Source organism: Nostoc sp. CMAA1605 (assembly GCF_021596505.1).
In the GTDB taxonomy this organism is placed as follows: domain Bacteria; phylum Cyanobacteriota; class Cyanobacteriia; order Cyanobacteriales; family Nostocaceae; genus Trichormus.
Genome location: NZ_PJIZ01000077.1, coordinates 16,814 through 33,517, shown reverse-complemented (window position 1 = coordinate 33,517; position 16,704 = coordinate 16,814). Strand labels below are relative to the sequence as shown.

Sequence of the window (16,704 nt, the reverse complement as noted above, 5' to 3'; positions counted from 1 at the left end):
CATGGTGCGGTTGTTAGTAGGGATGCTAGTACAAGTAGGTTCTGGACAAAGAACTCTCACTAGTTTCACCGACATCTGGAAAGAGCAACGCCGCCAAGAAGTCAAATATGCTGCACCACCGCAAGGCTTATGTTTATTGCGAGTCGGCTACCCTGACTTTCCCTTTTCCCCTGATGTTTGGTATGACACCATGCCAAAGTTAGTGATTAGTAAGAGTCAACAGTCAATAGTCAACAGTCAACTGCTCTAACTATTGACTATCGACTCCAAAAAAAAAGACAAAGGATAATACACAATGATGAGTAAAACCTACCTTCCTCCTCAAGACTCTCTTGAGCATGAGTGGTACGTAGTAGATGCCACAGATAAACGTCTCGGTCGCCTTGCTAGCGAAGTCGCAATGGTTTTAAGAGGGAAAAACAAACCTCACTTTACCCCCCACCTAGACACAGGGGACTTTGTAATTGTCATCAATGCTGAGAAAGTCGCAGTTACAGGCAAAAAACGGACACAGAAACTCTACCGTCGTCACTCTGGCCGTCCTGGTGGAATGAAGACTGAAACCTTTGCCAAACTGCAACAGCGTTTACCAGAAAGAATTGTGGAACACGCCATCAAAGGTATGTTACCTAAAAATAGCTTGGGTAAGCAGTTATTTACTAAACTGAAAGTCTACGCAGGGCCTACACATCCCCACGCAGCGCAAAAACCCAAAGAACTCAACATTAATACAATTCCTGGAGCAGAAAGTTAATGGTAGTAGCAGAAGCAAATAGCGGCCGCGCCGTGTACTGGGGTACTGGCCGCCGTAAATCCGCAGTCGCACGGGTGCGTTTAGTTCCCGGTAGCGGTCAGTTGATTGTGAATGGTAAGCCTGGAGACTTGTATTTCCAGTTCAATGCCAATTACTTGGGAGTCATCAAAGCTCCTTTAGAAACATTGGGACTAGAAAACGAATATGACATTCTAGTCAAAGCAGAAGGCGGCGGTTTAACTGGACAAGCCGACTCTGTACGTTTGGGAATAGCTCGTGCTTTATGCCAACTAGACCCCGAAAACCGTCCACCCCTCAAGGTTGAAGGTTACTTGACTCGTGACCCACGAGCAAAAGAACGGAAAAAATATGGTCTGCACAAAGCTCGTAAAGCTCCTCAATACTCCAAACGGTAAGGAATTGGGTATCGGGGATTGGGTACTGGGTATTGGGTATTGGTAAACATTTTAAATTCCTATTCCCCAGTCCCCAGTAACCAAAACCTAGTACCTAAATACAAGCAAAAAGTTATAATTTATATAGATTCACCACAAAAGGAACAATGGCTAAACCTGATATTCATCCCCAGTGGTATCCAGAAGCAAAAGTATATTGCAACGGTCAAGTTGTGATGACTGTTGGTTCTACCAAACCCGAATTACACGTAGATGTTTGGTCTGGAAACCACCCTTTTTACACTGGTACTCAGAAGATTATTGACACCGAAGGACGCGTGGAAAGATTCCTTCGCAAATACGGTATGTCTAGCAGTCAAGGCGACAAAAAGAAAAAGTAGCTGGTTGGCTCTGCTGTTAACGACGACCCTGCAAATGCTGGGTCGATTGTCATTTAATGCCTGAGCCAACTTGTTATTTTTTAAGGAGCGTTGCACTGTTATGGCTGAAACATACTTACTGGAGAAACTGAGATCCGTTGAACAAACCTTCAATGAATTGACTCGTCGCCTAGCTGACCCTGATACTGCTAAAAATCCTGATGAGTATCAAAAAATTGCTAAGTCTCGTTCTTCCTTGGAAGAAGTCGTCAATACCTACGACACTTGGAAAACAGCACAAGAAGAATTAATTGGGGCGCGTCAGGTACTCAAAGAGGCAAACAGCGATCCTGAGTTGCAAGAAATGGCAGCTTTGGAAGTAAAAGAATTAGAAGAAAAAATCGAATATTTAGAAACCCGCTTGAAGGTGTTGCTGCTACCCCGCGACCCCAATGATGATAAAAACATCATGTTGGAAATTCGGGCTGGGACTGGTGGTGACGAAGCAAGTATCTGGGCGGGAGATTTACTACGGATGTATTCTCGCTATGCTGATACTCAAGGTTGGCGAGTCAAGTTGGTGAGTGAATCTCTGGGTGAAATGGGCGGCTTCAAAGAAGTGATCCTGGAAATTCAAGGCGATAGTGTCTACAGTAAGCTGAAGTTTGAAGCTGGTGTTCATCGAGTGCAGCGCGTACCGGCCACGGAAGCTGGGGGAAGGGTTCATACCTCCACAGCTACAGTCGCAATTATGCCAGAGGTCGATGATGTAGAAGTTCACATTGACCCGAAAGACATTGAAATGACCACAGCACGTTCTGGTGGTGCGGGTGGACAAAACGTCAACAAAGTGGAAACTGCGGTTGACTTGATGCACAAACCAACGGGAATTCGGATTTTCTGTACAGAAGAACGCAGCCAGTTGCAAAACAAAGAACGGGCGATGCAAATTCTGCGGGCGAAACTATATGAAATGAAGTTGCGGGAACAGCAAGAAGAAGTGACTTCGATGCGGCGATCGCAAGTTGGTACAGGATCGCGATCAGAAAAAATCCGCACTTATAATTATAAAGATAACCGCGCCACCGACCACCGTTTAGGTCAAAACTTCTCCCTTAACCCTGTTTTGGAAGGAGATATCGAAGACCTCATCCAATCCTGTATTTCTCAAGACCAGCAAGAAAGACTAGCAGAGTTAGCGGCTTCTGGTACTAATTAGGGGTATAGGGGTTTAAGGGTGTAGGGGTGTAGGGGTTTAGTAAATATTTATTATAGGTTGGGTGGGGCGATCGCTCTACCCAATTTTGTATTTGGAGGAGTGCAAACTTTGGTGATCATAATTTCTCTGTAAGACTTGTTCCATAATGAAGATACAAGAGACAGTAGAGGTAAGGTAGTTATGACTGTGCAGTTATTAAGACGAAAATTTACAGTAGAGCAGTATCATAAAATGATTGAGTCGGGAATCCTGACAGCAGATGATCGGGTGCAACTGATACAAGGAGAAATTATTGAGATGTCACCTATTGGAACAAAACACGCTTCTTGTGTGAAGCGTTTAAATAAAATTTTCGCTAATAAATTAGGTGATAGAGTTCTAATTGCTATTCAAGACCCTGTAGAACTTGATGATAGTTCTGAACCTCAGCCAGATGTAGCCTTACTCAAACCCCGTGATGATTTTTATGAAAATGCACATCCCCAACCGCAGGATATTTATTTACTAATAGAGGTTGCTGACTCTACAATTCAGTTTGATAGAGAAGTCAAAATTCCTTTATATGCAATTGCAAATATAATTGTAGTTTGGTTAATAGATATTAACGAACAAACTATTGAAGTTTATCAACAACCAACTGCTACAGGATATCAGCAAATAGAGAAATTTACTCTTGGAGAAACTTTAGTAATTCCTGGATTTCCTGATGTCACAATTACCGTTGATGAAATATTGGGTAAATAAGTATAATTTACCTAAAGTAAGTTCGTAGTAAGGACTTTAGTCCTTCTTTGTTCGCGCAGCGTCTCGTAGAGAGAACTAAAGTTCTCACTACTAACCTTGAATTTCTAAACTGCTTGTGGTTCTTTTGTTTTTAACACTTTCATACTGTTTTCTAATGCTGCTTGTAGTTCTTCTTTCATCTCTTGAGAATATCGATAATAGGCGAATTCATATTTCAATAGATAATTTAACCTCTGCCATTCCTTCATAATTTGACAGCTAGAAATTAAACTTTCTACTTCCTTTTGCCAACGCAGAAAGATTCGGTAACTAAAAAAGCTGCTGCATATGTTGCCTTTTATATCCCAAAAAGATATACAAACCTGATGCTTCAGACAATAAATTTTCTTAACTTGTTTGACGTTGTAGCCTTGAGCATTTAAAGCTGCTTGTGCTTCAGTGTGAGATATGCACCACTTTTGTGGTTTAATTTTATTAGCTGCAATTAAATTTTTATTTTTACGGCGATATTGATTAATTCTGCGTAGCTGGCGAGACATGATGCACCTGTTCTGATTACACGCACTGGCATTGCAGCCTTGAAACATTAATTCGCGCTCAAGACTACTTACTTTAGAGTAACTTTACCTATTACTTTAGTTGCAATATTAAAACTTAGATTATATACTTTACAGCTAAAACCAAACTCTGTCAATCAAAATGTCAACGGATAGTGTTACAACTAAATTTGTAAATACAGTTGACTAGCCAGAAAAGCAGTGAACGTTGAAAGCAGACAAAAACTGATTGAAATCATTAAATCGGCTCGCGGTTCGTTGAGTCAGCGAGCCTTTGGTAAATTGTTGGGAGTTTCTGCGACTGCGGTTCAGATGTGGGAGAAGGGTGTAAAAGTGCCAGACACAGAAAATCTGGCTCAAATCGCCGCTAAAGCAGGCTACACAATGGAAGAGTTACTCTGTTGTTTAGAGGGTAAACCAGTACAGGAAATTTCTGACTTAAATTTAATTTTACGACAAATCAAGCATATGCCTCTAAGTCAAGTGGCGCTGGTAGTGCAAGCGGCGGCGGATAGACTAGCTGCTGTGGCACAGTCATCAGATGAGGAAGCAAAAGCTAGTTAAATCAATTAATTATGTAGACTTTTCTTACCATTTGAAGAGATGAATTTATAACATGGGAATAGTTAAAAGTGCGTAGACTAATCCCTTAAACGAATGGTAAGAGCAACACCTGAAAGCCTGAATAAATTTGTTAGTTTTTGTCAACAGCACATCACAGGACAAGAAAAGAAAGAAGCACAAACTTTTTTAGACCGCTTTTTTCGGGCTTTTGGTCATGAAGGTGCATTAGAAGCGGGAGCCAGTTACGAGGAAGCAATTAAGAAAGGTAGCAAAAAAGGTAAAACGGGTTTTGCTGATTTGGTGTGGAAACCCCGCGTGTTGATTGAAATGAAAAAGCGGGGGGAGGATTTAAGTAAGCATTATTCTCAAGCTTTTGACTATTGGACGCGGTTAGTACCACAACGTCCTAAATATGTGATTCTGTGCAATTTTGATGAGTTTTGGATTTTTGACTTTGATATCCAATTAGATACACCTGTTGATGTAATTCCTCTTGAGCAGCTACCAGAAAGGGCTGGAGCATTTGGATTTATGGAATTAGGGGAAAAAACTCCTATTTTCCGTAACAATCAGGTAGAAGTGACAGAACGGGCGGCGCGTCGTATGGGCGAGTTGCTATTGGAATTGGAAAAACGCGGAATTACTAAGTTAACAGCACAGCGATTTATCCTGCAATGTGTATTGGCGATGTTTGCAGAAGATAGACAACTTTTACCCCGTGATATGTTTATTTCTTGTATTGAAGATTGTATCAATGGGGCGAGTTCTTATGATGTTTTAGGTGGGTTATTTCGGGAAATGAATCAGCCAGGAATGACACCGGCTGGGCGTTATCAGGGAGTAGATTATTTTAATGGTGGGTTATTTTCGGTTATTCATCCGATTGAATTAACTAAAGACGAATTAAACTTTTTGGAGTTGTCAGCTAAAGAAAATTGGAGTCAAGTACGTCCAGCTATTTTTGGTAATTTATTTGAAAGTACGATAGATACAATAGAACGTCATGCGCGAGGTATTCATTACACCTCAGAAGCGGACATTATGAAAATTGTGCGTCCGACAATTAGCCGTTATTGGGAAGAGCGAATAGAAGCGGCTAATACAATCGGTGAATTATCAAGATTGCAATTAGAATTACAAAGTTATCGCGTACTTGATCCGGCTTGTGGTTCGGGGAATTTTCTCTACATTGCTTATCAAGAACTCAAGCGGATAGAAATGTTATTGCTTGATAAAATTTCTCAGCGTCGGAAGTCGGAAAATAAACAAATGCAAATGGGATTTGTTACGCCATTGAATTTTTTTGGTATGGATACAAATCCTTTTGCGGTGGAATTGGCTAGAGTGACGCTGATGATTGCGCGGAAGATTGCGATTGATAATTTAAAATTGACTGAGCCTGCTTTACCTTTGGATAGTTTGGATAACAATATTGTTTGTCAAGATGCGCTATTTAATGAATGGGTGAAGGCTGATGCAATTATTGGTAATCCACCGTTTTTAGGTGGTAAGCACATGAGAATTGCTTTAGGTGATGAATATATTGATAGAGTTTTTAATAGGTTTACTGATGTTAAAGATTCTGTAGATTTTTGTGCTTATTGGTTTAGGTTGGCGCATGAACATATTGATGAAAAAGGTAGAGCAGGATTAGTTTCTACTAATTCTGTTAGTCAGGGTAAAAGTAGAGTTGCGGCGTTAGATTATATTACTCAAAATGGTGGCTATATTCATGAGGCTGTTTCTACTCAGCCTTGGTCTGGTGAAGCTAATGTTCATGTTAGTATTGTGAATTGGAGTAAAGATCAGCCACAAAAGTATTATTTAGATGATCAGGTAGTTTCACAAATCAATTCTTCATTAACATCTACAGTTGATGTTTCTCAAGCTGTGAGATTAAAAGCTAATTTAAATAAATGCTTTCAGGGTGTAATACCATTAGGTAAAGGATTTATAGTTACTGAAAAGCAGGTACAAGACTGGGTTAAGGCTGATACCAAAAATCAAGAGGTATTAAAACTATTTTCAATGGGTGCAAATCTTGCTAAAAGTCCTCATGGTAAGCCGGAACGTTGGCTTATAGATTTTAATGATATGAGTATTGAGGAGGCTAGTGATTATTTATTACCCTTTGAGTATCTTAAAACTCATGTTAAGCCAGAACGCGATAAAAACCGTCGGGATACGAGAAGAATTAACTGGTGGAAATTTGGTGAAAATGCTCCCAAAATGAGAAATGCTTTATCCTCTATACGTTTCTATTTTACAGTTCCCAGAGTTTCAAAATGGGCTGTATTTGTTCCTGCTCCTTTGAATTGGCTACCTGGGGATAAATCAATTGTTGTCACTACTGATGATTTTTATATCTTTGGTATCCTTTCATCTAAAGTTCATCGTATTTGGATGAATGCTCAAAAATCAACTTTAAAATCAGATATTGCTTATACTCATAATACCTGTTTTGAAACATTCCCCTTTCCTCAAAATCCAGAGGCTAAATTAATTCAACAAATTCGCACTAAAGCTCAAGAACTCCATCAATATCGCACAGAACAAATGGAGTCAAAACAGTGGGGAATCACCACACTCTATAATAAGTTTTTTGATGAGCCTACTAGCCAGCTTTATAAATTAAATCAGCAGTTAGATAAATTAGTTATGCAAGCTTATGGGTTTCATGCTAAAGACGATATTTTAGAAAAACTTTTGCTATTAAATTCAGAATTGGCGGAAAAAGAAAACCAGGGAATAAAGATTATTGGTGCTTGGTGTCCAGTGGAATCAGTTATATAAGTTAATCAGAATCTGATTTTTCTCGTTATGTGGAAAAGTTAAAGTTAGACCTAACCCCCTAACCCCCTTCCCTACTAGGGAAGGGGGAAAAGAGAAAGCCTCTAATGCTACTTGCTTCTCTAGGAGACGCTACACGAACAAGTCGGCAAAGCCGCCCAACGCAGTAGTTTCTCCTTGTAGTGGAGAGGTATTCTACGGGAAAAACTTCACTTTATGGAAAGGGGTTTTTGAGATGCAGTGAAAAATCAGAATTTAGATCACCAATTTTTTCAGAAAGTTGAAAAATTAAGTTATGCACCATTTATCCCAGATTTCAACAATGACGAGTTAGTGTAAATGCTTCTAAAATGGTGAGCATCAAAATCTAACTAGGTGCAATTATGTCTCTACGCAATGAACCTTTAGACTGGCAAGCAAATACTCAAGATAATTATGTTCCTATTTATCATAAAGGTAATTTAGTCGGTTTTTTTAAGCAAGAATATGCTAATGAAGTTATACAATTTCTGAATGAAGATGAAGTTTTAAAGAAAGCTTTAAAAAGAGCTTGCGCTGATTTACTCAAAGTGACTGGTAAAGATATTAATTTAGTTAGTAGTTTAATCAAAAAATATATCCAGGTGAGTGAACGCCCTAAGCATGGAACTAAGGCGATCGCACTTTTATTAAAAGAACGACAAGCAGAACTAGATTTGAATGATTCAGAGTTTACAAAGTTCTGTGATACCTTCAAAATTTCCCCCGCAGAATTAAACAGTATCTATGCAGGTGAAGCATTTGATGATAAGTTGTTGCTACCACTCACACGCGTCCTCGGAGTTACCAAAGAGCGATTGTTAGAGGTACGAGATGGTTTATCTACACAAAACAATACATAAGTAAAAGTTCACATATCAATAATTGTGAAAACAGACAGTATTTTTTATCGTCTCTTTCAGGAATTTCCCGATATATTCTTTGAATTGATTGGAAATTCTCCCGATGTTGCTAGCATCTACCAATTTTCATCCATCGAAATTAAGCAAACAGCCTTTAGAATCGATGGTGTATTTGTTCCCAATGGAGAAAATGAGCAACCAATTTACTTTGTAGAAGTGCAGTTTCAAGCTGATGATGGGATTTATTCACGTCTGATGGCGGAAATATGCTTGTATCTACGTCAAAATCAACCTGTAAATGATTGGGGTGCTGTGGTTTTATACCCAAGCAGAAGTATAGACATAGGAGATATTAAACATTACAGAGAATTCTTTGTTAGTCAAAGAATCAGGCGGATTTACCTGGATGAGTTAAGCACAAGTTCACCTTTACCCATTGGTATTGCAACGGTTAAATTAATTGTGTCATCTGAAGACACAGCCATCACCACAGCGAGAAATTTAGTAGAAAGAACAAAATTAGAAATAGACTCACCAAGAAAACAACAGCAATTATTACAATTAATAGAGACTATCTTGTTGTATAAGTTGCCCACAATCACTAAAGAGGAGCTAGAGGAAATGTTTAGCCTCAGTGAGTTAAGGAATACCCGATATTTTCAGGATGTTTTCCAAGAAGGTAAGGAAGAGGGTAGGGAAGAAGGTAGAGAAGAGGGTAGGGAAGAAGGTAGAGAAGAGGGTAGGGAAGAAGGTAGAGAAGAAGGTAGAGAAGAAGGTGTGCGTATAGGTAAGTTAAAAGCTGTACCGCCAATGTTAGCAGCAGGCTTGACAATAGAACAAATAGCACAAGCTCTAGAATTAAGTGTTGAGGAAGTACAGCAGGCTGTACAGGCAACAGGTGATGGGTAATAGGTGACAGAAAAGAGAGAGGAAGGTGTTTATTTCGTAGCAACAATCACTAAGCAGGAGCTAGAGGAAATGTTTAGCCTCAGTGAGTTAAGGAATACCCGATATTTTCAGGATGTTTTCCAAGAAGGTAAAGAAGAAGGTAGAGAAGAGGGTAGAGAAGAAGGTAGAGAAGAAGGTAAAGAAGAAGGTAGAGAAGAGGGTGTGCGTATAGGTAAATTAAAAGTTGTACCGCCAATGTTAGCAGCAGGCTTGACAATAGAACAAATAGCACAAGCTCTAGAATTAAGTGTTGAGGAAGTACAGCAGGCTGTACAGGCAACAGGTGACGTGTAATAGGTAACAGAAAAGAGAGAGGAAGGTGTTTATTTCGTAGCAGTTTTAGAGCGAAAATTTAGCAAGTGACTGTTTCAATTGCTCAAACAAGATTATTGTTTGTCTGAAAAGAGTTTTTGAGAGGAATTTTTGGTTAATTTTTGTTAATATTGGACACAGTGCTGGTGCTTCGTCCATAACTGTCCATAATTCCTTAACTCCTAACCAAGAAAAACTCAATGCTGCGACTAGAACATATTAGTAAAATTTATCCTACAGGCGAAGTTCTCAAAGATATCAACTGGGAAGTCAAGCCAGGCGATCGCATTGGTTTAGTCGGTGTGAACGGTGCAGGAAAATCCACCCAACTGAAAATCATTATGGGGGAAATCGAACCGACGGCTGGCGAAATTATTCGTCCTGCTAGTCTGCACATAGCTTATCTGAATCAAGAGTTTGAAGTAGATCCAGGCCGCACGGTTAGAGAAGAATTTTGGACTGTATTTAAAGAAGCTAACGCAGTACAGCTGGCTTTGGCGCAGGTACAGCACGAGATGCAAACGGCAACTCCTGAAGAACTAGACGCGCTAATTAATAAATTGGATCGCCTACAGCGTCAGTTTGAAGCTTTAGACGGCTATGGTTTAGAAGCACGCATCGGGAAAATCCTCCCAGAGATGGGATTTGAGCCAGAAGATAGCGATCGCCTCGTAAGTGCTTTTTCTGGCGGTTGGCAAATGCGGATGAGTTTGGGTAAAATCCTTCTGCAAAAACCCGATGTCTTACTACTGGACGAACCTACGAACCACCTTGATTTAGAAACCATTGAGTGGTTAGAAAATTACCTCAAAGGTCTAACTACCCCAATGGTGATAGTTTCCCATGACCGAGAGTTTCTTGATCGTCTCTGCACCCAAATTGTCGAAACTGAACGCGGTGTTTCCACAACTTATCTAGGCAATTATTCGTCTTATCTCACACAAAAAGCCGAAAATCAATCAGCACAACTGAGTGCTTACGAACGCCAGCAAAAAGAAATCGAGAAGCAACAGGCGTTTGTGGATAGATTCCGTGCTAGTGCTACCCGCAGTACCCAAGCGAAAAGCCGCGAAAAGCAACTCGACAAAATCGAACGCATCGAAGCACCTACAGGGAGCGTTAGAACCTTGCATTTCCGCTTTCCCCCCGCACCCCGTAGCGGTAGAGAAGTAGTCAAAATTAAGGATTTAACCCATATCTACGGCGACAAGATTCTATTTTTAGGTGCAAATCTGTTGATTGAAAGAGGCGATCGCGTCGCCTTCCTGGGTCACAATGGTGCAGGAAAATCTACCTTATTGCGAATGATTATGGGTTTAGAACCACCCACAGAAGGCAATGTAGAATTAGGCGAACATAACGTCATTCCTGGCTATTTTGAACAAAATCAAGCGGAAGCTTTGGATTTAAATAAAACAGTCATGGAAACCATTCACGATGAAGTTCCTGACTGGAAAAATGAAGATGTCCGCACACTTTTAGGGAAGTTTTTATTTAGTGGGGACACAGTATTTAAACAAGTTGGTGCATTAAGTGGGGGAGAAAAAGCCCGTTTAGCATTAGCGAAAATGCTGTTACGTCCGGCAAACTTAATTATTCTGGATGAGCCGACAAATCACCTCGACATTCCCGCCAAGGAAATGTTAGAAGAATCACTGCAAAACTATGATGGTACAGCGATTGTAGTTTCTCACGACCGATATTTTATTTCCCAAGTGGCGAATAAAATTGTGGAAATTCGTGATGGTGAATTCCGCGTTTATTTAGGTGATTACCACTACTATCTCGGAAAAATTGCCGAAGAAAAAGAAGCGGCAAAATTAGAAGCGATCGCGGCAGAAAAAGCGGCTAAAAAAGCTGCCAAAGCTGCTAAAGCATCCACTAAGAAGAAGTAAGTCTGATGGAATATTCAAAATTATCAGTAATTCACGGCAAAATGGTGCTGCTACTATTTCTTGATAACCACAGTGAATGTTGCTGAATTAGTTAATATTTCCATTATTCTGCTACTAGTAGCCACGATTGTAGCTCTTCTCAGTCGTTGGCTACGAGTTCCTTATGTCACAGGTTTGGTTTTAGCTGGGTTAGCGATCACTGAACTTTTGCCCAGGCGTATTGGGCTGAGTGATTCCCTAATTCTCAACCTATTTTTGCCGATTCTGATCTTCGAGGCATCTATCAATACAGATATCAGTCGTCTCCGCAGCACCATTAAACCCATAGCTTTATTAGCAGGGCCAGGAGTGGTAATTTCTGCAACTGTCACATCGGTCTTGTTAAAATTTGGACTGGGATTGAATTGGACAGCAGCATTACTGGCTGGGGTAATTTTGGCAATCACCGACACGGTTTCGGTAATCGCTGTATTTAAAGAGGTGTCTGTCCCTTCTCGTCTTTCCACCATTGTTGAAGGCGAAAGTTTATTTAACGATGGTATAGCTTTAGTTTTATTCAGTTTGATTGTTAAATTTAACGCAGCTGGTTCACTGACAATTTTAGATGGATGTCAAGAATTGTTTGTGGTGATTGTCGGTGGAACACTCGTAGGCTTGGCTGTAGGATATTTAAGTACAGGTTTATTTGTCCGTTCAGATGAGCCGCTTAGTAGTATTCTACTGACGGTGGCTGTAGCTCTAGGCGCATTTCAAATTGGGCAATTTTTCAGTGTTTCCGGTGCAGTAGCCGTGGTTGTAGCTGGGCTAATTGTCGGGAATTTAGGCGTTTCAGATAAAGTTTCCGCTTCCACTCGATTAACACTGTTCAGTTTTTGGGAATCTATCGCTTTTGGAGTGAATAGCTTTATTTTCCTACTCATTGGTTTAGAAATTGACTTAATTACTTTTTGGCGAACTTTACCTGCTGTTGTGTTAGCAATTGTTGCCTATCAAGCAGGAAGAATAATCTCTGTTTATCCCCTGTTAGCTATAGTAGGTTGGTTTGATCGTCCCATTCCTTCGCGCTGGCAGCACGTCTTGTTTTTTGGTAACATCAAAGGCTCTCTTTCTATGGCACTGGCACTCAGCATTCCAGCAACAGTGACAGGTAGAGAACAACTCATTGCTATAGTTTTTGGCACAGTATTACTATCCTTACTTGGGCAAGGAGTAAGTTTGCCGTGGTTGGTAAAACGGTTACAGTTATCTCAATCATCAACCTCTCATCAGCAACTAGAAGAATTGCAAGCCCAACTCATCACAGCTAAAGCAGCACAGGATGAATTAGATACTTTATTAAGAACAGGGGTATTACCAAAAGCTGTTTATGAAGAGATGCGCTCAAGTTATCAGGTGCAAGTAGCAGCTGCGGAAAAAACATTACGAGAATTCTACAATCGCCGTTCCGATGAGTTTGATGTTAAAGGTGATCAATTTACTAAACTTGATGCTATTCGTCGTCGATTACTATTAGCGGAGAAAGGCGCGCTCACTGAAGCGATGCGTAAGCGGATTATTGCCGAAGACATTGTTCGAGAACGACTCAGAAAAATTGACGAACAATTGCTGAAATTAGAAGATGATTAATAGATTTAAGTAAGTCGGTGAGAAAAAACCTAACTATCTTAAGAAAGGTAAACTAGGCTAAAACCCTCTTTCCCTCTGCCCCCTGCTCACCAGAACGATTGTATATTTATTTTAGTTGTAAGTCCCTTATTTTCTGCGGCTTTTGATGACTTTACCAGAACTAACAAAAGAAACCCCTTGCTGAAATTCAGTAGCAATCATAACTGCCTCTACTATCGGTTCAGAAACCTCTGTTTGTGCTACCCACTCTACAATAAAATTTGCTCCTAAACCGCCACTAGTATCGTTTCTAGATACATAAAAATCAGTTGAGGCTAAGGCATCAATTTTAATTGGTTGCTCTAAATACTGCTTAACTAATTTACCATCTGAGTCATAGTAACGCACAGAAGTAATGATGATAGGATTGGTCAAATCTGTATTACGAATGCTGAGGGTTGCTGCTAAATTTAAAATCTGTTGGCGATCATCATGATAGATATGGGAATAGATAGGCACATAGATAGTTTGACCCATTGCTATCTGAAAATTTTTATCCACAGTCACCACTGTTGCAGATGATTTTGTCGGATTAGGAGAGGATTGTAATTTTGATGAATTTTCTAATGATGTACAAGATGCCAGCAGAAACATCAAAGCAATTGTTAAACAAAAATGTAGGGATGATTTCATGTAATTTACTTACTTTATTTACAGCCTTCAATAAAGTCAATTACTTGATGTAAAGACCCAGGTTTGGTCACAATCAAGACAGTCGAACCTGGTTCTAGGACTGTGCTGCCGTTAGGAATTGTTAAATCTTCGTGGGGATGGGCTTGATAACCAATAATGAGAGAGCCAAAGGGAAAGCGGGAATCTTGGGCAATTTCAGCCAGGCTGCGACCAACAACATAACAATTGTTGGGGATAGAGAGTTTTAATACTTCAATCTGCCCTTGCTCAAAGTGCATCATTGATTCTACTTGTGGATATTCAATGGCATTTACCATTGTGGAAACGGCTAAATCCACAGTGCTAATAATATGATTTGCTCCTGCCAAACGTAGGGGTTCAGCAAAATCAGAATGGCGCATCCGAGTTAAAATATGGGTCACACCATAGTGTTTGGCTAAAGTGACCATTGCTAGGTTTAAAGCATCACTACGAAGCATTGCAGCTAACGCATTGGCTTTACGGATTCCAGCTTCTAACAAAACTTCTGTACTAACTGCACTCCCTTCAAAAGCAATTGCTCCTACTTGTTCACGAGCATAGCGACAAGCAGTAGGGTCAACATCAATCACAGCCACAGTATGTCCTAGTTCTACCAACCTTTGAGCCAAAGAGAGACCCACTAAGCCTGCTCCACCAATTAGCACGTACATAGCTGTTCTTGATCCTCTTTAACTTTTGATGTCACTTTATTCAGGTTAGCAAAGTAGTGGAGGTATTAATTTTACAAATTAGTGGAAGTTCTTAATGAGGATAGCTTGATACTTTCTGTGAGAATATCAAACAACCCTAATTTTGATTAACGTTATACTAACTCCACTCTGCAAAAATGCTTATTCTTATAAGTTAATACCAATGTCAAATTAGGTTGCGTTCCTTCCAGTCAAGTTAACACAACCAAATCTCAAAACCCTTGTCAGATTTAGCTCTCTTCATGCTGTAGCTTTCTGTGCTGTTAATTGCGGGCTTTTATCACAAAATATTCGCGACAATCAATAAAATTTAAGAAAAGATAAAAAACATGGAATTATGTCATGAAAGAAGTTAATAGGCAGAAATTCACTTGCAGTGGTGGGTAGCAGTGGTATCATTCGGTTATTACAAAAAGTAAAGGGCAATTTTACTATGACCAAAGCACCTGTTGCTCCTGTGGTGCTAGTCATTTTAGACGGATGGGGCTACTGCGAGGAGAAGCGAGGAAACGCTATTATCGCTGCCAAAACGCCAGTAATGGGAAGTTTATGGGCAGCCTACCCGCATACTCTCATCCACACATCAGGGAAAGCCGTAGGATTGCCAGAGGGTCAAATGGGTAACTCGGAAGTTGGTCATTTGAACATTGGCGCAGGTCGAGTCGTACCCCAGGAATTGGTACGCATTTCTGATGCTGTGGAGGATGGTTCTATCCTCAGCAACTCAGCTCTTGTCAAAATTTGCCAGGAAGTTCGCTCTCGGAATGGCAAGCTGCATGTAGTTGGGCTGTGTTCTGAGGGTGGAGTACACTCACATATCACCCATCTGTTCGGACTACTTGACTTAGCCAAAGATCAGCGAATTTCAGAAGTTTGTATCCACGCCATCACTGATGGCCGTGACACTGCACCCACAGATGGAATTAAAGCCATCAGTGCGATAGAAGACTACATTAACCGTGTAGGCATTGGACGCATTGTAACCGTTAGTGGTCGTTACTATGCAATGGATCGCGATCGCCGTTGGGATCGAGTCCAACAAGCCTATAACGTCATGACCCAAACTGGCAACGGTGACGGTCGCAAAGCGGTGGATGTCTTACAAGCATCCTACGCTGAAGGGGTGACAGATGAATTTATTGTGCCAGTACGTATTGCTCCTGGCGCAGTCGAGCCAGAAGACGGGGTGATCTTCTTCAACTTCCGCCCTGACCGTGCTAGACAATTAACTCAAGCGTTTGTCAGCGAAGAATTTACAGGGTTTCCCAGAGAGCAAGTCAAGCCTCTGTCTTTTGTGACATTTACCCAGTACGATGGCGATTTGCCCGTAAATGTGGCCTTTGAACCACAGAATTTGAGTAATATTCTGGGTGAAGTCATCGCCAATCATAGCTTGAAGCAGTTTCGGACTGCGGAAACCGAAAAATACGCCCACGTTACCTATTTCTTTAACGGGGGTTTAGAAGAACCATTTGCGGGAGAAGACCGGGAATTAGTCAGCAGTCCAATGGTAGCGACCTATGACAAAGCCCCGGCCATGTCAGCCGCAGCCGTAACTGATGTAGCGATCGCCGCCATTGCCAAAGGCATCTACTCCTTGGTGGTGATCAACTATGCAAACCCAGATATGGTGGGTCATACTGGTCAAATGGATGCTACTGTCACAGCCATTGAAACAGTAGATAATTGTTTAGGTCGTCTGTTAGAAGGTGTGAGCAAAGCCGGTGGTACAGCTATTATTACCGCCGATCATGGCAACGCCGAGTATATGCTAGATGAAGCAGGTAATTCTTGGACGGCTCACACCACTAACCCAGTTCCCCTAATTTTAGTGGAAGGTGAAAAAGCCAAAATCCCTGGCTACGGTACAAATGTCGAATTGCGGAGTGATGGCAGACTAGCCGACATCGCGCCCACGATTTTAGACATTTTACAACTACCCCAACCACCAGAAATGACCGGGCGATCGCTGCTCAAACCAGCAGAATACGACGTACAACGCCCTCGCACACCTATACCAGTAGGGTTGTAGAGAGTGCTGAGTGCTGAGTGCTGAGTGCTGAGTGCTGAGTGGGGAGTGCTGAGTGGGAGTTGGGAGTGCTGGTTGCTGAGTGGGGAACTCAATTCCCCCTTGTCTACCTTGTCCACCCAATCCCCAATCCCCAGTCCCCAATCCCCAGTCCCCAATCCCCAACCCCGACCATATTTTAAAACCTTTGATCAAAAGAGATTGCTA

At 41.0% G+C, this 16,704-nt stretch carries 17 protein-coding genes and 1 pseudogene; 14 read left to right on the top strand and 4 right to left on the bottom strand.

The annotated features are described in order from the left end of the window. The 6 genes and pseudogenes from CV014_RS22115 to CV014_RS22090 all read left to right on the top strand — a co-directional run. A pseudogene (locus CV014_RS22115) lies at positions 1-250 on the top strand (tRNA pseudouridine(38-40) synthase TruA); the annotation flags it as partial. Between the two features lie 48 nt (positions 251-298). Continuing rightward, positions 299-754: a 50S ribosomal protein L13 gene (rplM, locus tag CV014_RS22110; protein WP_236143998.1), complete on the top strand. Its 456-nt coding sequence runs from the start codon at positions 299-301 to the stop codon at positions 752-754. Continuing rightward, positions 754-1,170 (top strand): 30S ribosomal protein S9, encoded by a 417-nt coding sequence (gene rpsI, locus CV014_RS22105; RefSeq protein WP_236143996.1) that lies wholly within the window; start codon positions 754-756, stop codon positions 1,168-1,170. The genes rplM and rpsI overlap by 1 nt, the downstream gene beginning before the upstream one ends. Positions 1,171-1,316: 146 nt before the next feature. Next, positions 1,317-1,550, top strand: a complete 234-nt coding sequence (rpmE, locus tag CV014_RS22100) for a 50S ribosomal protein L31 (protein ID WP_236143995.1) — start codon at positions 1,317-1,319, stop codon at positions 1,548-1,550. Positions 1,551-1,650: 100 nt separating this feature from the next. Continuing rightward, positions 1,651-2,748 carry a peptide chain release factor 1 gene (gene prfA, locus CV014_RS22095; protein WP_236143994.1) on the top strand — a complete coding sequence of 366 codons (1,098 nt, stop codon included), beginning with the start codon at positions 1,651-1,653 and terminating at the stop codon, positions 2,746-2,748. A gap of 180 nt (positions 2,749-2,928) precedes the next feature. Beyond that, complete coding sequence (locus CV014_RS22090; protein ID WP_236143993.1) at positions 2,929-3,492, top strand: Uma2 family endonuclease; 564 nt, start codon at positions 2,929-2,931, stop codon at positions 3,490-3,492. 104 nt (positions 3,493-3,596) lie between these two features. On the opposite strand, the gene CV014_RS22085 is transcribed toward CV014_RS22090, so the two are convergent. Continuing rightward, entirely contained in the window at positions 3,597-4,031 is a 435-nt protein-coding gene (locus CV014_RS22085) for a hypothetical protein (RefSeq protein WP_236143992.1), read from the bottom strand. Positions 4,032-4,250: 219 nt separating this feature from the next. On the opposite strand from CV014_RS22085, the gene CV014_RS22080 reads away from it, so the two are divergent. From CV014_RS22080 to CV014_RS22050, 7 genes are all read left to right on the top strand, one after another. Continuing rightward, positions 4,251-4,613, top strand: coding sequence for a helix-turn-helix domain-containing protein (locus CV014_RS22080; RefSeq protein ID WP_236143991.1), 363 nt, complete (start codon positions 4,251-4,253; stop codon positions 4,611-4,613). A gap of 93 nt (positions 4,614-4,706) precedes the next feature. Continuing rightward, the gene (locus tag CV014_RS22075; RefSeq protein ID WP_236143990.1) at positions 4,707-7,406 is read left to right on the top strand and encodes a DNA methyltransferase; all 2,700 of its coding nucleotides are present in this window, start codon (positions 4,707-4,709) and stop codon (positions 7,404-7,406) included. A 380-nt stretch (positions 7,407-7,786) separates the two neighbouring features. Beyond that, the gene (locus tag CV014_RS22070) at positions 7,787-8,284 is read left to right on the top strand and encodes a hypothetical protein (protein ID WP_103140458.1); all 498 of its coding nucleotides are present in this window, start codon (positions 7,787-7,789) and stop codon (positions 8,282-8,284) included. A gap of 24 nt (positions 8,285-8,308) precedes the next feature. Continuing rightward, positions 8,309-9,193 carry an Rpn family recombination-promoting nuclease/putative transposase gene (locus tag CV014_RS22065; protein WP_236143989.1) on the top strand — a complete coding sequence of 295 codons (885 nt, stop codon included), beginning with the start codon at positions 8,309-8,311 and terminating at the stop codon, positions 9,191-9,193. A 3-nt stretch (positions 9,194-9,196) separates the two neighbouring features. Further along, positions 9,197-9,526 carry a Yae1 family protein gene (locus tag CV014_RS22060; protein WP_236143988.1) on the top strand — a complete coding sequence of 110 codons (330 nt, stop codon included), beginning with the start codon at positions 9,197-9,199 and terminating at the stop codon, positions 9,524-9,526. 218 nt (positions 9,527-9,744) lie between these two features. Then, on the top strand, positions 9,745-11,439 hold the full coding sequence (locus CV014_RS22055; protein ID WP_236143987.1) for an ABC-F family ATP-binding cassette domain-containing protein: 1,695 nt from the start codon (positions 9,745-9,747) through the stop codon (positions 11,437-11,439). 72 nt (positions 11,440-11,511) lie between these two features. Beyond that, a complete protein-coding gene (locus CV014_RS22050; protein ID WP_236143986.1) occupies positions 11,512-13,065 on the top strand; it encodes a Na+/H+ antiporter in 1,554 nt (517 codons plus the stop codon). 126 nt (positions 13,066-13,191) lie between these two features. Here the strand turns inward: CV014_RS22050 and CV014_RS22045 are convergent, their stop codons facing one another. Both CV014_RS22045 and CV014_RS22040 read right to left on the bottom strand, forming a co-directional pair. Next, entirely contained in the window at positions 13,192-13,737 is a 546-nt protein-coding gene (locus CV014_RS22045; RefSeq protein WP_236143985.1) for a DUF3124 domain-containing protein, read from the bottom strand. A 14-nt stretch (positions 13,738-13,751) separates the two neighbouring features. Then, the gene (locus CV014_RS22040) at positions 13,752-14,429 is read right to left on the bottom strand and encodes a potassium channel family protein (RefSeq protein ID WP_236143984.1); all 678 of its coding nucleotides are present in this window, start codon (positions 14,427-14,429) and stop codon (positions 13,752-13,754) included. 472 nt (positions 14,430-14,901) lie between these two features. Between CV014_RS22040 and gpmI the strand changes: the two genes are divergently transcribed. Further along, positions 14,902-16,500 carry a 2,3-bisphosphoglycerate-independent phosphoglycerate mutase gene (gene gpmI, locus CV014_RS22035; protein WP_236143983.1) on the top strand — a complete coding sequence of 533 codons (1,599 nt, stop codon included), beginning with the start codon at positions 14,902-14,904 and terminating at the stop codon, positions 16,498-16,500. Here gpmI and CV014_RS22030 read toward each other — a convergent pair. Continuing rightward, positions 16,405-16,662: a hypothetical protein gene (locus CV014_RS22030; RefSeq protein WP_236143982.1), complete on the bottom strand. Its 258-nt coding sequence runs from the start codon at positions 16,660-16,662 to the stop codon at positions 16,405-16,407. The genes gpmI and CV014_RS22030 overlap by 96 nt on opposite strands. Positions 16,663-16,704 lie beyond the last annotated feature (42 nt).

What these genes read in the sequence shown, in the direction of transcription:
- CV014_RS22070 (WP_103140458.1), top strand. Translation starts at nt 7,787, where the DNA reads ATGTCTCTACGCAATGAACCTTTAGACTGGCAAGCAAATACTCAAGAT.
- rpmE (WP_236143995.1), top strand. Translation starts at nt 1,317, where the DNA reads ATGGCTAAACCTGATATTCATCCCCAGTGGTATCCAGAAGCAAAAGTA.
- prfA (WP_236143994.1), top strand. Translation starts at nt 1,651, where the DNA reads ATGGCTGAAACATACTTACTGGAGAAACTGAGATCCGTTGAACAAACC.
- CV014_RS22055 (WP_236143987.1), top strand. Translation starts at nt 9,745, where the DNA reads ATGCTGCGACTAGAACATATTAGTAAAATTTATCCTACAGGCGAAGTT.
- CV014_RS22045 (WP_236143985.1), bottom strand. Translation starts at nt 13,737, where the DNA reads ATGAAATCATCCCTACATTTTTGTTTAACAATTGCTTTGATGTTTCTG.
- rplM (WP_236143998.1), top strand. Translation starts at nt 299, where the DNA reads ATGAGTAAAACCTACCTTCCTCCTCAAGACTCTCTTGAGCATGAGTGG.
- gpmI (WP_236143983.1), top strand. Translation starts at nt 14,902, where the DNA reads ATGACCAAAGCACCTGTTGCTCCTGTGGTGCTAGTCATTTTAGACGGA.
- CV014_RS22040 (WP_236143984.1), bottom strand. Translation starts at nt 14,429, where the DNA reads ATGTACGTGCTAATTGGTGGAGCAGGCTTAGTGGGTCTCTCTTTGGCT.
- rpsI (WP_236143996.1), top strand. Translation starts at nt 754, where the DNA reads ATGGTAGTAGCAGAAGCAAATAGCGGCCGCGCCGTGTACTGGGGTACT.
- CV014_RS22075 (WP_236143990.1), top strand. Translation starts at nt 4,707, where the DNA reads ATGGTAAGAGCAACACCTGAAAGCCTGAATAAATTTGTTAGTTTTTGT.
- CV014_RS22090 (WP_236143993.1), top strand. Translation starts at nt 2,929, where the DNA reads ATGACTGTGCAGTTATTAAGACGAAAATTTACAGTAGAGCAGTATCAT.
- CV014_RS22085 (WP_236143992.1), bottom strand. Translation starts at nt 4,031, where the DNA reads ATGTCTCGCCAGCTACGCAGAATTAATCAATATCGCCGTAAAAATAAA.